The following is a 15,373-nucleotide window of genomic DNA, read 5'->3' as shown; positions in this document are numbered from 1 at the left end:
CTAGCTGCGGCCCGGCAGCACGCGGTTGGGTGGGCGGTGGCCGTCATAGAAGGCGCGGATGTTGATGATGACCTTGTCACCCATATCGATGCGGCCTTCGATGGTGGCCGAGCTCATATGCGGCAACAGGACGACCTTGCCCTCTTTGGCCAGCTTGATGAGCTTGGGGTTCACGACCGGTTCGTTTTCGAAAACGTCCAGACCCGCACCGGCAATCTTGCCGTCCATCAGGCAGCGGATCAGCGCTGCCTCGTCGATGATATCACCACGCGCGGTGTTGACGATGTAACTCGTCGGCTGCATCAGCGCCAAGTGGCGCGCGGAAATCAGGTGGTAGGTCGCTGGCGTGGACGGGCAATTGACGGACACGATATCGACGCGGGCCAGCATCTGGTCGAGGCTGTCCCAATAAGTCGCCTCAAGCTCTGCTTCTGTTGCCGGGTTGACGCGCTTGCGGTTGTGGTAGTGGATCGACAGGCCAAACGCCTTGGCGCGGCGGGCGACGGCAGTGCCGATGCGGCCCATGCCGACGATGCCGATGCGCTTGCCCGACAGGCGACGGCCCAGCATCCAGGTGGGCGACCAGCCCAGCCATTCATCCGAGCCATTGGCAAGAACGCGGGTTCCCTCCACCAGCCGACGCGGCACGGCCAGCACGAGCGCCATGGTCATATCGGCGCTGTCTTCGGTCAGAACATTTGGGGTGTTGGTAACGGTAATTCCCTTGCGGGCGGCGGCATCCACATCGATATGGTCGATGCCGTTGGAAAACCCGGCGATCAGCTTCAGTTGCGGGCCTGCCTGTTCGATCATCTCGGCGGTGATACGGTCCGTGACCGTGGGCACCAGAACGTCCACGGTCTGCATGGCCGCGATGAGTTCGGCCTTGGTGCGCGGGGTGTCCTCGATGTTCAGTTCCGCGTCGAACAGCTCTCGCATGCGGGTTTCGACCAGATCCGGCAATTTGCGTGTCAAATAGACGGTCGGTCTCTTCTTATTCGTCATTGTCCGAGGGCACCTTGTTCAGAGGTCGTTAACCAAAAAGAGCGATAATTTCTTTCACCACGGGCGTTTCTACCAGACCCACCGGCGAAGACAAACAAATCTCGCATGTTGCCGTCGTCGACTTTTAAAAATGGTGGTTTCGTTCGTCACCCAAGATTACCAACCGCAAGGAAACGGAAACCGGCATGCGTAGCATTGTCTTTATTGTCTGCATTGCATTGTCGCTGGGTTTTCTCGACGCTGCAAGCGCACCTGTGATGGCACAAGGTGCCGCCAAGGGCGCAAGCGGCCTGCCGTTGCCACGCTTCGTCAGCCTGAAATCGCGGCGCGTCAACATGCGCATTGGGCCAAGCACCGATTATGCGGTTTCATGGATGTATATGAAGTCCGGCATGCCGGTGGAAATCATTCAGGAATATGAAAACTGGCGGCGCATTCGCGATGCCGATGGCACCGAGGGCTGGGTCAATCAGGCCCTTCTCTCGGGCGAGCGCACCGCCGTCGCGGCCCCATGGATGCGCGGCAAAGGCAAGGATGTCTACGTCAACATGCGCCGCGAAGCGCAATCGAGCGCATCCGTCGTCGCCAAGCTGGAGCCCGGCGTCCAAATCCGGATCGGCGAATGCAACGGTGACTGGTGCAAGGCCCAAGCCGATCAGGTGACCGGCTGGGTGTCTCAGGGCGAAATCTGGGGTGCATACCCCGGAGAAGCCTTCAAGTAAGCCTAGCCTTTAGACAAGACCATGCTTTTCGGCCAGCGCCTTCAGCGACGACATGGGGCGCGGCCCGACCTGCTGAATGACGGCGGCGGCGGCCAGGCAGCCAAGCTTGCCGCTGTCTTCCAGCGAACGGCCCTGCGTGTAGCCATAGAGGAAGCCGGAGGCGAACAGATCGCCAGCACCTGTCGTGTCCACCACGTCGAACACCGGGTAGGCTTCGACCTTCACACGCTCTGTGCCGCGCACAATGGTGGCACCTTCTTCGCTCATGGTCACGGCGGCGATCTTGCAATCGGCGGCGATCTTCGTCAGCGCCAGATCGAAATCATCGGTCTCGTAGAGCGAAAGCGCTTCCTGCTTGTTGGCGAAAACGATATCGACCGTACCGGAGCGCATCAGTTCCAGAAACTCATCCCGGTAACGACCGACGCAAAAGCTGTCTGAAAGCGTCATCGAGACTTCGCGACCGTTTTCGTGGGCAATGCGGGCGCAATCGCGGATCGCATCCTTGGCGCGCGGCGGGTCCCAGAGATAACCTTCGAAATAGATGACCTTGGATTCTGCGACGACTGCCGGTTCGACATCCTCAGGGCCAAAATCGACACAGGCACCGAGATAGGTGTTCATCGAACGCTCGCCGTCTTCGGTAACGAAAATCATCGAGCGGGCCGTTGGCGGGAATGTGCCCTGTGGCTTGGTTTCGAAATGAACGCCCTGGGCGCGGATATCGTGCTGGAATATCTCGCCGAGCTGATCTTCGGCCACCTTGCCGAAATAGGCCGCGCTTCCGCCGAAATTGGCAATGCCCGCTGCCGTGTTGCCAGCGCTGCCGCCGGAGGCTTCCAGCGCCGGGCCCATCAACGAATAGAGCAATTCGGCACGCTCGGCATCGATGAGGTTCATCGCGCCCTTGGTGATCTTGGTTTCTTCTAGAAACTGATCGTTACAGCGGGAGATGATATCCACAATGGCATTGCCAACCGTCAGTACGTCGAATTTTGTCATGGGCCTCTTGTCCGGGATGCATCGGTGGATGCGTTATATACCATCCGGTCTTAAAGAATTCTGGCGACAAGAAAAGCCAAAACCGCGTTCCGGTTGCAACAGAACAGCGATGCCACAAAAAAACAACGCGTCATGTGTCTGTCATGCAGCGTTGGTATAGAATGCGCATTGCGTCATCACGGATGTACTGATGGGGCAAGCGGATGAAAGCGGGGGCGACCTCGCTTTTTTCTTTTGTGGAGGCGGTTGGCGTTGTTCGGTCCCTAGAGATGCGTTAGACCGAAAGCTTCTGCAGGCCCGCGAAAGTCCCTCCGCAATGTATGCTGTCGCCATCAATGTCGCGCCGATCTTCCTTCTCATTCTCATTGGCTGGGCAACCGTCAAGGTTAAGCTGTTCAAGGCGGAAGCCAGCGATGTGCTGAGCGACTTCGTCTTCAAGATCGCCGTTCCCACACTGATTTTTCGCACGCTGGCCTCTGCCGACTTCCACGGTGCCTCGCCCTTCAAGCTTTGGGTGACCTATTTTGTCGGGGTCGCCATTACCTGGACAGCAGGGCAACTGGTGACGCGCCACGTCTTCAAGCAGGATTTACGGGTCAGCGTCATCGCTGGCATATCGTCTGCCTTTGCCAACAACATCTTCATCGGCCTGCCGCTCGTCGGTCGCTCGATCGGCAGCGATGGCATCGTCGCGATTTCCATTCTGCTGGTGGTGCATCTGCCGATCATGATGATTGCCGGTACGATCCTGATGGAAAATGCCACGCACAAGGTTCTGGGCGGAGAAAAGCGCAGTGCATTTGCCGTGCTGAAACAGGTGGGGCGCAATCTGGCGCAAAACCCGCTTGTAATCGCGCTCGTGCTGGGGCTGAGCTTCAACATGACGGGCTTTGCCATGCCGGAGGTGATGACGACGGTGATCGATCAAATCGCCAGCATGGCGGGACCAGCGGCGCTGATTTCGCTCGGCATGGCGCTCACCAAATATCCCATACGCGGCAATCTGCGCATTGCGGTGACGATGACGGCGTTCAAGCTGATCCTGATGCCAGCCTGCGTGTGGCTGATGGCGCATGCCCTGGGCCTGAGCCCGGCCTGGACGGCAGCACTGGTTCTGACGTCGTGTGTGCCCACAGGCATCAATTCCTGGCTGCTGGCCAACCGTTTCGGCATCGGCCACAGCATCGCGGCCTCCACGATCAGCATTTCCACCCTTTTCGGTGTGCTGACCGTATCGTTCTGGGCGTGGCTGCTGAGCTAATTATTTCTGTGCGCCCAAAACCTTGAAGCGCGAGTTGCGGCAGACTTCCTGGCTGGAGCGGAACTCGGTCGACAGGATCGTCTCGTAGGGCATGCCGCGATTGGCGACCATCAGCAGTTTTCCGCCGCTGCGCAGCGCCGTTGCGGCTGTCTTGATCATGGCCTGGCCGAGAGCCGGTTCTGACGCCTGACCATTGGCATGGAAGGGTGGGTTCATGATGATGAGGTCGTATTTTTCCTTCGGCGGCTCTGCGACCAGATCCTGCCAGAAGAAGCGTGCCGTCAGACGCGGGCAATTTTCCAGCATATTCGTCTTTGCAAATTCCAGCGCGTTCCAATCGGCCTCGAACAGGTCGATGCGGGCCGTGCGCGAAGACTTCTCAGCCAGCATGACAGACAGATAACCCCAGCCTGCGCCAAAGTCTGCAGCGTTGCCATCGAAATCCGTCGGCAGGCGCGAAGCCAGAAGCTCGGAGCCGCCATCGACGCGGTCGTGCGAGAACATGCCCGGCATGGCCGTAAAGCGACTATCGATGGTCACAGTGCCCTGCTGGAGTTTGGCAACGGCTGCGGAGACATCGTCAGGACGTGTAAACCAGATGGCGACGCCGTGATATTTCGGTGTCGATTCCGCTTCGATGCCGAGCTTCGACAGGGTCTTGCGCAGGGTGACGATGCCATCTTCCTTCGAACCGGCAGCGACGATCAGGCCGCCAGCCTTGACGCGGGTCAGTGCCTCGGCAAGACGGTTTTCGTTTTCGCCGCGGTGCTTGCCACCGATCAGAAGTGCCACGTCATAATCTTCACCTGATATCTCAGGCGCGACCTCTGCGCCCTGCGCTTGCAGTGCACGGTAGAGTGGGCGCAGGTTCTGAACGGCGGTGATGGCAGCCTCGAACCCTTCCAGACGTGGCGCGCCTGCTTCAGCGCCCAAAAACAGAACGCGTTCGCCCGCTTTGGGGCTCGCCAGCATATCTGCGGCAAAGGGATGAAACAGGGTTTTGACAGCGTCACGGCTCATGGGGTCGTTCCTAAGTTCAAATAGAAAAAAGGCGCGGGGAGAAATCCCGCGCCTCGATATCGGTTAGCGCCAGCTACCTTATTCGGCAGCTTCGCCTTCGCTCTTCTTTTCAGCAACGGCTTCCTTGCCGGTTGCCTGATCGACAACCTTCATGGACAGGCGAACCTTGCCACGCTCGTCAAAGCCCATCAGCTTGACCCAAACCTTGTCGCCTTCCTTGACGACGTCGGAGGTCTTGGCAACGCGGTCGGATGCCAGCTGCGAGATGTGAACGAGGCCGTCGCGTGCGCCGAAGAAGTTGACGAATGCACCGAAGTCAGCGGTCTTGACGACCGTGCCTTCGTAGATCATGCCGACTTCAGGCTCTGCAACGATGGAGTGGATCCACTTGCGGGCCGCTTCGATTTCCTTGCCCGAGGACGAGGCGATCTTGACGGTACCATCGTCTTCGATGTTGATCTTCGCGCCGGTCTTTTCAACGATTTCGCGGATAACCTTGCCGCCGGAGCCGATCACTTCACGGATCTTGTCGACCGGAATGTTCATGACTTCGATGCGTGGAGCGAATTCGCCAAGCTGCGAACGTCCTTCGGTGATGGCGTTGGCCATTTCGCCGAGAATGTGCGTACGACCGCCCTTTGCCTGCTCCAGAGCGACCTTCATGATCTCTTCCGTGATACCGGCGATCTTGATGTCCATCTGCAGCGAGGTGATGCCGTCAGCTGTGCCGGCAACCTTGAAGTCCATATCGCCGAGGTGATCTTCGTCGCCCAGGATATCGGAGAGAACGGCGAAGCGTTCGCCTTCAAGGATAAGGCCCATGGCGATACCGGCCACTGGCTTGGCAAGCGGAACGCCTGCATCCATCAGAGCGAGCGATGTGCCGCAAACGGTTGCCATCGAGGACGAGCCGTTGGACTCGGTGATCTCGGAGACGACACGCAGCGTGTAAGGGAACTGTTCGACCGATGGCAGCATCGGGCGAATAGCGCGCCATGCCAGCTTGCCGTGACCGATTTCGCGGCGGCCCGGGGAGCCCATGCGGCCTGTTTCACCAACCGAGTAGGGAGGGAAGTTGTAATGCAGAAGGAAGCGTTCCTTGTACATGCCTGTCAGGCTGTCCACGTACTGCTCGTCTTCGCCGGTGCCGAGTGTGGCAACAACGATGGCCTGGGTTTCGCCGCGTGTGAAGAGCGCCGAACCGTGCGTGCGTGGCAGCATGCCGACTTCAGATACGATCGGACGAACGGTGGACAGATCGCGACCGTCGATGCGGCTTTTGGTGTCCAGAATGTTCCAGCGAACGATCTTCGCCTGAATGTGCTTGAAGACAGCGCCGATGACTTCATTGGTGTACTTCGGCTCTGCACCTTCCGGGAAGAAGTGCGCCTTGACCTTTGCCTTGACGGCGTCGACCGCGTTGTAACGGGCAGCCTTCTCGGTGATCTTGTAGGCGTCGCGCAGTTCAGCTTCGGCAAGGCCGAGCATTTCCGTTTCGAGAGCGGAGAAATCTTCCGGCTCGAATTCGCGTGGTTCCTTGGCAGCAACTTCAGCCAGCTTGATGATGGCGTCGATGACCGGCTGGAAACCGCGATGACCAAACATCACAGCGCCAAGCATGATTTCTTCGTTGAGTTCCTTGGCTTCGGACTCGACCATCAGAACGGCGTCCTGCGTACCGGCAACCACCAGATCGAGAACCGACTCGTCCATCTCGTCGAGATGCGGGTTCAGGACGTATTCGCCGTTGATGTAGCCGACGCGTGCGCCGCCGACGGGACCCATGAAGGGAACGCCCGACAGTGTCAGGGCAGCAGAGGCTGCAACCATCGACAGAACGTCAGGATCGTTTTCGAGGTCGTGCTGAATGACGGTGACGACAACCTGGGTGTCGTTCTTGTAGCCTTCAGGAAACAGCGGGCGGATCGGGCGGTCGATCAGGCGGGAAACCAGAGTTTCCTTTTCAGAAGGACGACCTTCGCGCTTGAAATAGCCACCGGGAATCTTGCCGGCTGCATATGTCTTTTCCTGGTAGTTGACGGTCAGCGGGAAGAAGTCCTGACCGGGCTTTGGCGACTTTGCGGAAACGACGGTCGCGAGAACCATTGTTTCGCCGTAGGTTGCGATAACGGCGCCGTCAGCCTGACGGGCGACCTTGCCGGTTTCAAGCTTGAGCGGGCGGCCTGCCCATTCGATTTCCACGGAGTGTTGATTGAACATATCTTGTCCTCAAATGTAGCCACGGTCCTCTCAAAAAGCGGAGACACGCGGGCTGCAACGTATCACGGGCAAGACAGCAGGGCGCTTTGGTCCATATTTCATGTGAAACATGGCAACGCGTCGAAACGTTGCAAAAGCATCCGGCAATCCTGCCCCATGACAGGTCATCGGTTATATCAGACGGCACCGGCCCATCCGGCCCATCTTCTGTTGGCGTCCTGAGGGACTGCCATTATCAGCATGCCAGCACAGGGCTGGAATAAAAACCGGCGGGAATTTCGTGATCGAAACCCGCCGGAAAAGTTTTTAGCGGCGAATGCCGAGTGCGCTGATCAGCTTGGTGTAACGGCTTTCGTCCTTCTTCTTGACGTAGTCGAGAAGCGAACGGCGGCTGGAAACCATGGTCAGAAGGCCACGACGCGAGTGGTTGTCCTTCTTGTGATCCTTGAAGTGGCCTGTCAGGTTGTTGATCCGTTCGGTCAAAATTGCGACCTGAACTTCCGGCGAACCGGTATCACCTTCCTTGATGGCGTATTCCTTGATGAGTTCGGCTTTGCGCTCTGAAGTAATCGACATCGGACGATCCTTTCTATTTAAGGAAAAACGGGACGCCAAGCACCGGGATGTCGTCCAGCACTGGCCATGTAGTAGCGCGGGCCAAGCCCAAGCTGCGCTGCCTATAAACCAAACGGCCCATAAAGGAAAGAGGCGATTGGTTTCGCCTCTTTGGGTCGCTCAGCCATCAACGTGGGTGCGTGTGCTGTCGTTATCAGCCGAAAACGCGCTTCGGGCGGAACTCGCCTTCGGCGATTTCTCCGATGGCGACAAGCTTGCCGCGAGCGGTCGCATAGGCTTCCATCTCCTGTGTCGGCGCATCGCGTCCGCGCAGAAGAATGGGATTACCCATTTTGAGCCGATGGGCCTGGTCATCATTGATGATGAGATGCGGCAGCGACGATAGCGCCTCCGACGTGTCGATCAAATAGGCGTCCAGTGCCGCCAACCGCTCGTCGCGGTCTTCGATGACTTCGAACTCGACCAGCTTTGCAAGCGGCACCATCGCGTCTTCGGCAAAGGGTGCGACCATGGAGCGTCGCAGCTCAGAGATAAAGCCATAGCAACCCAGATCGCGGCCCATGTCACGCGCAAGCGCACGGACGTAGGTTCCCTTGCCGCACTCGACCTCGAAATGGGCGGTATCGGCATCCGGGCAGGCCAGCAGGGTGATCCGGTGTATCTCGACCTCACGGGCCGGAATTTCCACTTCCTCGCCGCTGCGCGCCAGATCATAGGCCCGCTCTCCCGCAATCTTGATCGCGGAAAACTGCGGCGGTATCTGGAGGATCGTGCCGGTATAGTTGGGCAGCAGGTCGCGGATCGCCTGCTCATTCGGACGGTCGGTGGATGTGTTGAGCACATCACCTTCCATGTCGTCGGTGGTCCGCTCTTCGCCCCAGGTTACGGTGAACTCGTATATCTTACGGCCATCCATAACGTAGGGAACGGTCTTCGTGGCATCTCCCAGCGCAATCGGCAACATGCCGGAGGCCAAAGGATCGAGCGTGCCAGCATGACCGGCCTTCTGGGCGTTGAAGAGCCATTTGATTTTCGAAACAGCCTCGGTGGAGCCAAAGTCGAACGGCTTGTCGAGAATGAGCCAGCCGGAAATCGGTCGGCCCTTGGGCTTACGGTGTTGTTGTTTGCGTGGTTTGGACATGCTTCAGTTCTGTTCGTCGTCTTTTTCGTTTGAAGGTCCCAGATCGCGCTGCACCTCCGGCGAACGCAGGAGCGCGTCGATCTTCTTGTAATTGTCGAAGCTGGTATCGTCGCGGAACCTCAGTTCCGGCACGTATTTCAGCTGCCGCAAATGCGGGCCGAGCCGACCACGCAGAAACTTGGCGTGGCGGTTCAGTGCCGTGATCGTATCGGTGTGGTCGTCAACGCCAATCGGCGTCACGTATGCGGTCGCGATCTTGAGATCTGTCGACATGCGCACTTCCGAAATGGAAATCACCGTCTTTTCGATCAGATCGTCGCGAACTTCGCCGCGTTGCAGAATTTGGGTCACCGCAGCGCGAACCTGTTCGGCAACGCGCAGCATGCGTTGCGAGGGCGCGGATGATGATGCTTTTGCCATTTTATCTTAGCCTTAAACAAAGCGAGCGCCGGTTAAGCCGGCGCCCGACAGTGTATTCTCGTTGTGGCGAAACGCTTAGAGCGTTCTGGTGATGTGCTCTACGCGGAAGCACTCGATGGTATCGCCTGCACGGATGTCCTCGTAGTTTTCGAACGCCATACCGCACTCCTGACCGACAGGCACTTCGCCGACTTCGTCCTTGAAGCGCTTGAGCGTCTTGAGCTTGCCTTCGTGGATGACGACATTGTCGCGCACCAGACGAACGCCTGCACCACGTTCCACCTTGCCTTCGACCACACGGCAACCGGCAACCTTGCCGACCTTGGTGATGTTGAAGACTTCCAGGATTTCGGCGTTGCCGAGGAAGGTTTCGCGGCGTTCTGGAGACAGAAGACCCGACATCGCTGCTTTCACGTCATCCACCAGATCGTAGATGATGTTGTAATAGCGAATTTCGATACCGGCGCGTTCGGATGCGGTCCGTGCCTGAGCGTTGGCGCGTACGTTGAAGCCGATGATCGCAGCGTTGGAGGCCTCGGCAAGCGAGATATCCGATTCCGTGATCGCACCTGCACCAGAGTGGATGATGCGTGCGCGAACTTCGTCTGTTCCAAGCTTTTCAAGCGATGCGATGATCGCTTCGACAGAACCCTGCACGTCACCCTTGATGAGCAACGGGAAGTCCTTGCGGCCACTGGCCTGCAACTGCGTCATCATCTGTTCCAGCGAACCGCGCTGGCCAGTCTGACGGGCAACAGCCTTGTCACGTGTCAGGCGCTGACGGTACTCGGAGATTTCACGCGCACGGCTTTCGTTTTCGACGACCGCGAAGCGATCACCGGCAGATGGTGTACCCGAAAGGCCGAGAACCTCGACTGGTGTAGCCGGACCGGCTTCCTTGACGTGTTCGCCCTTGTCGTTGACGAGTGCGCGCACACGGCCCCACTGGTCGCCGGCAACGATGATCTGGCCCGGACGCAACACGCCCTTCTGAACCAGAATGGTCGCCACGGAACCACGACCGCGATCGAGCTGCGCTTCGATAACCGTACCTTCCGCGGTGCGGTTGAGGTTTGCCTTCAGATCGAGAATTTCGGCCTGGAGCAGAACCGCTTCGAGAAGCTTGTCGAGGTTGAGCTTGTTCTTGGCGGACACTTCCACATCGAGAACTTCACCACCCATGGATTCGACGAAGACTTCATGCTGCAACAGCTGCTGGCGAACCTTTTCAGGGTTTGCCTCGTGCTTGTCGATCTTGTTGATCGCGACGATGATCGGCACACCAGCGGCTTTCGCGTGGTTGATCGATTCAATCGTCTGCGGCATCACGCTGTCATCGGCTGCGACCACCAGAATGGCGATGTCGGTCGCCTGTGCACCACGAGCACGCATGGCCGTAAAGGCGGCGTGGCCGGGGGTGTCGATGAAGGTGATCTTGTGACCGTTCTTCTCGACCTGATAGGCGCCGATATGCTGAGTGATGCCACCGGCTTCACCCGAAACAACGCTTGTCTGACGGATGGCGTCGAGCAGCGATGTCTTGCCGTGGTCGACGTGACCCATGATGGTAACGACAGGAGGACGCGAAACCAGTTCGCCGCCATCGTCGTCGGATACGTTGAAGATGCCTTCTTCGATGTCGGATTCGGATACACGCTTGACGGTATGGCCGAATTCGCCAGCGATGATTTCGGCCAGATCGGCGTCGATGACGTCGCCTGGCTTCATCATCTGACCTTCCTTCATCAGGTACTTGATCACATCGACGGCCCGTTCGGACATACGCTGCGACAGTTCCTGAATGGTGATGGTCTCAGGCAGAATGACTTCGCGCATGACCTTTTCGCGGGTTTCCTGCATCTGGCCACGACGGAATTTTTCCTGACGGCGGCGCATGGCGGAAAGCGAGCGACCGCGCGGGCTGCCGTCTTCTTCCAGATTGGACGTTACCGTCAGTTTGCCACGACGACGCTCTTCTTCCGTCTTGAGACGGGCAGCAGGCTTGGTCGGGGCAGGGGCCGCGACCTTGCCGCGAACCGGTACACCACTGCGACGTGCACCACGATCGTCTTCTTCTTCGCCACCGGGGCGACGGCCACGGGGACCGGCATTGTCGATCGGTGTCGGAACGGCAGCCGGAACGGTGCGCAGTTGCGGACGTGAGTCCGGGCGGCCCGCGCTGGCAGGTGTTCTGGTCGCAGCAGGCGCAGGTGCGGCTTCGGCAGGCGCTGCAACAGGAGCCGGTGCCGTCTTGGCGGCGAGGGCTTCTTCGGCTGCGCGGCGTGCAGCCTCTTCCTTCTCGGCCACTGCACGGGCTTCTTCTTCGATCTTTCGGCGTGCTTCGTCTTCGGCGCGCTGCTTGGCTTCTACGATGTCGCGAGCCTGAGCTTCTGCGAGAGCCCGACGGCGCGCATCCATTTCGCCAGCCGAAAGGTCATGCAGGACGGCGCCACGCGGGCGGTCCGGCTGACGCGCAGGCTGCGAAGATGGCGCAGAGCGGTTCTGATTGTTGTTATTGTTCTGGTTGCCAGACTGATAGGGCCGCTGCGCCTGAGGCTGCTGCGGGCGCTGAGCTGCAGTAGGCGCTGCAGGCCGTGCTGGCTGTGGTGTTGCTGTCACTGTCGGCGTGATGGGCTTTTCGTCTTCGGGACGCAATGGCCGGCGTTTGCGTGTCTCCACGACAACCGCGTTGGTGCGACCACGACCCATATCCTGACGCACAGTTCCCGTCGACGCTCCACTCGGCTTCAGAGTGAGGGTCTTCTTGGGTTGTGCGTTGAGTGTCTTGTCGTCGTTGTTATCGGTCATTCCGTTCCCGTTCCTTCGGACGAGAGCCGGATGACATTCATCAGGCCCTGTCTTTAACTAGCTGCATCCGAACGCGGTGGCGGATAGAGTCCGATGACCGCGTCATTGTATTGTCCGGGCAGCGTCTAAATCCGCCTGAGGTTTATCGCCATTGCGATATCGCTCGAGCATCTTTGCGCGCTTCACTACACCCTCACCCGCCTGCCCTGCAAGCGCGCAGGCATGGATAAAAGCATTCTGGCCCATCAGTTCGTCCATTTCCTGCTCGCTGAAGAGCCGAAAGGACGGTATTTCTGTTTCGGCGCCTGAGCCGAGGGTCCAGGCCTTGCGGGCCTGGTTGATCTTTCTCACGCCATCCGGCGCAGCATCCGTTGCATGGAACACCGCAAGGGCATGTCCCGAACGCACGGACGCATCCACTTTTGTGGCGCCGCTGATGAACTGGCCCGCCTTGCGCGCCATGTTCATCATTCCGGTCAACTGCTGCGCCATCAGCCGGTCCATCATCTCCAGGAGTTCAGGTCCGGTTTTGACATCCGTCTTCAAGGCGCGCGCGAAAAGCTTCTTCGCAATGGCCTTCTCGATCAGGGCGCGCTCGGGAGTGACCCAGCATCCGCGCCCTGGCAATTGGCGTTTCAGGTCCGGAACAACGCTTTTGTCCGGGCCTGCGACAAAACGGACCAACTCATCGGGTGTTCCACTCTGCCGCGTTACAATGCACATCCGCTCGCTGCCTGTACCTTCGACCAGCTCGTCATCGAGCAGGTCGTCAGGCTCATGCGCTTGCGAAATCATTCCTGATCGGCGGTATCCGCCTCCTCGGTAGCAACCTCTTCCTGCTGTGCAGCAAGATCTTCAGCGGTGATCCAGCCAGCCAGAAGACGGGCCTGAACGATCATGTTCTCAGCTTCAACGCGCGACACGTCGAGCTTGGAGAACGTGCCTTCGAACTTCCTGGTCTCGCCGTCCTTGCGTTCGCTCCAACCAACCAGATCGTCAGCGGCGCAGCCTGCGAAGTCTTCGATGTTCTTCACACCTTCTTCGCCCAGAGCGACCAGCATCTGCGATGTCAGACCGTCGATCTGGCGCAGTTCGTCGGAAACGCCGAGTTCCTTGCGCTTGGCATCCATTTCCGTCTCGATACGCTCGATATATTCTTTCGCGCGGGTCTGGATTTCGACAGCCGTGTCTTCATCGAAACCGTCGATGGACGAGATTTCGCTCAGGTCCACATAAGCCAGTTCCTCGACCTGCGCGAAGCCTTCGGATGCCAGAACCTGGCCAACCATTTCGTCCACATCCAGCGCTTCCATGAAGATGCCGGTGCGTTCGTTGAATTCCTTCTGACGGCGCTCGGACTCTTCGGCTTCCGTCATGATGTCGATGTCCCAGCCGGTCAGCTGCGATGCGAGACGCACGTTCTGGCCGCGACGACCGATGGCCAGCGAAAGCTGCTCATCCGGCACGACGACTTCAATGCGCTCTGCCTCTTCATCGAGAACGACCTTGGAAACTTCAGCGGGCTGAAGCGCGTTGACGATGAAGGATGCCGGGTCCTGAGACCAGGGAATGATGTCGATCTTTTCGCCTTGGAGTTCACCGACAACGGCCTGAACGCGCGAACCGCGCATACCGACGCAGGCGCCGACTGGATCGATCGACGAGTCGTTGGAGATGACGGCGATCTTGGCGCGCGAACCCGGGTCGCGGGCAACAGACTTGATCTGGATGATACCGTCGTAGATTTCCGGCACTTCCATGGTGAAGAGCTTGACCATGAACTGCGGATGCGTACGCGACAGGAAGATTTGCGGGCCACGCTGTTCGCGGCGCACGTCGTAGACGAAGGCACGAACGCGGTCGCCGTAACGCAGGTTTTCGCGAGGAATCATCTCGTCGCGACGGATGATGCCTTCGCCACGACCGAGATCGACGATGACGTTGCCATACTCGACGCGCTTGACGGTACCGTTGATGATTTCGCCGATACGATCCTTGAACTCGTCGTATTGGCGGTCACGCTCGGCTTCACGAACCTTCTGGACGATGACCTGCTTGGCAGACTGCGCAGCGATACGACCGAAATCCATCGGGGGCAGCGGATCGGCAATGTAGTCGCCGATCTTGGCATCGACGTTGCGGTCACGCGCCAACTCCAGCGGAATCTGCGTGCCGTAATCTTCGGCCTTTTCGACGACTTCGAGCAGACGCTGCAAGCGGATTTCGCCGGTCTTGGAGTTGATGTCGGCGCGAATGTTGGTCTCGGAACCGTAACGCGAGCGGGCAGCCTTCTGGATAGCATCAGCCATTGCGGCCAGCACGATTTCGCGGTCGATGACCTTTTCGCGCGCCACAGCATCGGCGATCTGCAGAAGCTCAAGCCTATTAGCACTGACTGCCATTTTTATGTCTCCGTAAGTCGTTTTGCCCGCGTTGTCAGGGCTTACTTTGGAATTAGTCTTCGTCTGCTTCTTCGTTCTGATTGGCGGCCGCGGCCTTGGCCTGCTTGTCCGCCTTCAGTGCGTCGCGAATAAGATCGTCCGTCAGGACCAACTTCGCGTCGGAAAGTGTGTTGAACGGGATCATCACCACGGGCTCTTCGCCATAGGCAATCTGGTCGCGCTCCAGTCTGAAACCGTCCGCTTCGACGCTGGCGATCTTGCCGCGAAAGCGCTTGCGGTTGTCGACCAGGATCGATGTTTCGACCTTGACGATATGGCCCTGCCAGCGAACGAAGTCGGTCTTGCGCACCATCGGCCGGTCGATGCCGGGCGACGACACTTCGAGATGATACGCCTTTTCGACGGGGTCTTCCACATCAAGAACCGGTGAAATCGCCATGGAGACGGCTTCACAGTCCTGTACGGTCATGGTTCCGTCTTCGCGCTCGGCCATGATCTGCAGGGTCGAGCCGTTCTGGCTGGAAAGCCGGACGCGCACCAGAAGGAAGCCCATGCCTGTCAGCACCGGCTCGATGATTTCGGCGATGCGCTGGTCGATGCCTGTTTCGGTTATCAGTCTTGGTTCGGCGTCTGCCATTCTGGCCTTCCGGTCTTTCTCTGCGCCGGAGGCTGGCTCCGGTTTTTAGGGCGCCTAACGAAAAAGAGCGGAGCCTTGCGGCCCCACTCTTCATCAGACGATCAAGAATTTGAAGGTCCGTATAAACCCAAATCGTCGATATTGCAAGGATGAGGCGCA

The 15,373-nt window shown here is 58.7% G+C and carries 13 protein-coding genes; 2 read left to right on the top strand and 11 right to left on the bottom strand.

The window, feature by feature from the left end; genetic code table 11:
• Positions 1-1,005 (bottom strand): 2-hydroxyacid dehydrogenase, encoded by a 1,005-nt coding sequence (locus QRN55_RS18670; protein WP_065700051.1) that lies wholly within the window; start codon positions 1,003-1,005, stop codon positions 1-3.
• A 185-nt stretch (positions 1,006-1,190) separates the two neighbouring features.
• Here QRN55_RS18670 and QRN55_RS18665 point away from each other — a divergent pair, with 185 nt between their 5' ends.
• Positions 1,191-1,727, top strand: a complete 537-nt coding sequence (locus tag QRN55_RS18665; protein WP_284777824.1) for an SH3 domain-containing protein — start codon at positions 1,191-1,193, stop codon at positions 1,725-1,727.
• A 9-nt stretch (positions 1,728-1,736) separates the two neighbouring features.
• Here QRN55_RS18665 and QRN55_RS18660 read toward each other — a convergent pair whose 3' ends face one another.
• Positions 1,737-2,729 carry an adenosine kinase gene (locus tag QRN55_RS18660; RefSeq protein WP_233135644.1) on the bottom strand — a complete coding sequence of 331 codons (993 nt, stop codon included), beginning with the start codon at positions 2,727-2,729 and terminating at the stop codon, positions 1,737-1,739.
• A 316-nt stretch (positions 2,730-3,045) separates the two neighbouring features.
• Between QRN55_RS18660 and QRN55_RS18655 the strand changes: the two genes are divergently transcribed.
• Positions 3,046-3,990, top strand: a complete 945-nt coding sequence (locus QRN55_RS18655; RefSeq protein WP_284777823.1) for an AEC family transporter — start codon at positions 3,046-3,048, stop codon at positions 3,988-3,990.
• On the opposite strand, the gene QRN55_RS18650 is transcribed toward QRN55_RS18655, so the two are convergent.
• From QRN55_RS18650 to rimP, 9 genes are all read right to left on the bottom strand, one after another.
• Positions 3,991-5,010 (bottom strand): class I SAM-dependent methyltransferase, encoded by a 1,020-nt coding sequence (locus QRN55_RS18650; protein ID WP_284777822.1) that lies wholly within the window; start codon positions 5,008-5,010, stop codon positions 3,991-3,993.
• A gap of 78 nt (positions 5,011-5,088) precedes the next feature.
• The gene (gene pnp, locus QRN55_RS18645; RefSeq protein WP_111840178.1) at positions 5,089-7,230 is read right to left on the bottom strand and encodes a polyribonucleotide nucleotidyltransferase; all 2,142 of its coding nucleotides are present in this window, start codon (positions 7,228-7,230) and stop codon (positions 5,089-5,091) included.
• Between the two features lie 306 nt (positions 7,231-7,536).
• Entirely contained in the window at positions 7,537-7,806 is a 270-nt protein-coding gene (rpsO, locus tag QRN55_RS18640) for a 30S ribosomal protein S15 (protein ID WP_284777821.1), read from the bottom strand.
• 193 nt (positions 7,807-7,999) lie between these two features.
• Positions 8,000-8,947, bottom strand: coding sequence for a tRNA pseudouridine(55) synthase TruB (gene truB, locus QRN55_RS18635; protein ID WP_284777820.1), 948 nt, complete (start codon positions 8,945-8,947; stop codon positions 8,000-8,002).
• 3 nt (positions 8,948-8,950) lie between these two features.
• Entirely contained in the window at positions 8,951-9,367 is a 417-nt protein-coding gene (gene rbfA / locus QRN55_RS18630; protein WP_111840175.1) for a 30S ribosome-binding factor RbfA, read from the bottom strand.
• Between the two features lie 75 nt (positions 9,368-9,442).
• Positions 9,443-12,175 (bottom strand): translation initiation factor IF-2, encoded by a 2,733-nt coding sequence (gene infB, locus QRN55_RS18625; RefSeq protein ID WP_284777819.1) that lies wholly within the window; start codon positions 12,173-12,175, stop codon positions 9,443-9,445.
• Positions 12,176-12,277: 102 nt separating this feature from the next.
• The gene (locus QRN55_RS18620) at positions 12,278-12,970 is read right to left on the bottom strand and encodes an RNA-binding protein (RefSeq protein WP_111840173.1); all 693 of its coding nucleotides are present in this window, start codon (positions 12,968-12,970) and stop codon (positions 12,278-12,280) included.
• Positions 12,967-14,577 (bottom strand): transcription termination factor NusA, encoded by a 1,611-nt coding sequence (gene nusA / locus QRN55_RS18615; protein WP_284777818.1) that lies wholly within the window; start codon positions 14,575-14,577, stop codon positions 12,967-12,969. Before nusA ends, QRN55_RS18620 begins: the two co-directional genes overlap by 4 nt.
• Positions 14,578-14,629: 52 nt before the next feature.
• Positions 14,630-15,214, bottom strand: coding sequence for a ribosome maturation factor RimP (gene rimP, locus QRN55_RS18610; RefSeq protein WP_233122282.1), 585 nt, complete (start codon positions 15,212-15,214; stop codon positions 14,630-14,632).
• Between the last annotated feature and the right edge of the window lie 159 nt (positions 15,215-15,373).

The sequence above is a fragment of the Agrobacterium sp. lyk4-40-TYG-31 genome (assembly GCF_030209855.1).
In the GTDB taxonomy this organism is placed as follows: Bacteria; Pseudomonadota; Alphaproteobacteria; order Rhizobiales; family Rhizobiaceae; genus Agrobacterium; species Agrobacterium vaccinii.
This window is presented reverse-complemented; position numbering and strand designations above follow the sequence as displayed.

Bases quoted from the DNA above. Each gene is read 5' to 3' on its own strand.
- QRN55_RS18670 (WP_065700051.1), bottom strand. From the start codon at position 1,005: ATGACGAATAAGAAGAGACCGACCGTCTATTTGACACGCAAATTGCCG.
- QRN55_RS18665 (WP_284777824.1), top strand. From the start codon at position 1,191: ATGCGTAGCATTGTCTTTATTGTCTGCATTGCATTGTCGCTGGGTTTT.
- QRN55_RS18660 (WP_233135644.1), bottom strand. From the start codon at position 2,729: ATGACAAAATTCGACGTACTGACGGTTGGCAATGCCATTGTGGATATC.
- QRN55_RS18655 (WP_284777823.1), top strand. From the start codon at position 3,046: ATGTATGCTGTCGCCATCAATGTCGCGCCGATCTTCCTTCTCATTCTC.
- QRN55_RS18650 (WP_284777822.1), bottom strand. From the start codon at position 5,010: ATGAGCCGTGACGCTGTCAAAACCCTGTTTCATCCCTTTGCCGCAGAT.
- pnp (WP_111840178.1), bottom strand. From the start codon at position 7,230: ATGTTCAATCAACACTCCGTGGAAATCGAATGGGCAGGCCGCCCGCTC.
- rpsO (WP_284777821.1), bottom strand. From the start codon at position 7,806: ATGTCGATTACTTCAGAGCGCAAAGCCGAACTCATCAAGGAATACGCC.
- truB (WP_284777820.1), bottom strand. From the start codon at position 8,947: ATGTCCAAACCACGCAAACAACAACACCGTAAGCCCAAGGGCCGACCG.
- rbfA (WP_111840175.1), bottom strand. From the start codon at position 9,367: ATGGCAAAAGCATCATCATCCGCGCCCTCGCAACGCATGCTGCGCGTT.
- infB (WP_284777819.1), bottom strand. From the start codon at position 12,175: ATGACCGATAACAACGACGACAAGACACTCAACGCACAACCCAAGAAG.
- QRN55_RS18620 (WP_111840173.1), bottom strand. From the start codon at position 12,970: ATGATTTCGCAAGCGCATGAGCCTGACGACCTGCTCGATGACGAGCTG.
- nusA (WP_284777818.1), bottom strand. From the start codon at position 14,577: ATGGCAGTCAGTGCTAATAGGCTTGAGCTTCTGCAGATCGCCGATGCT.
- rimP (WP_233122282.1), bottom strand. From the start codon at position 15,214: ATGGCAGACGCCGAACCAAGACTGATAACCGAAACAGGCATCGACCAG.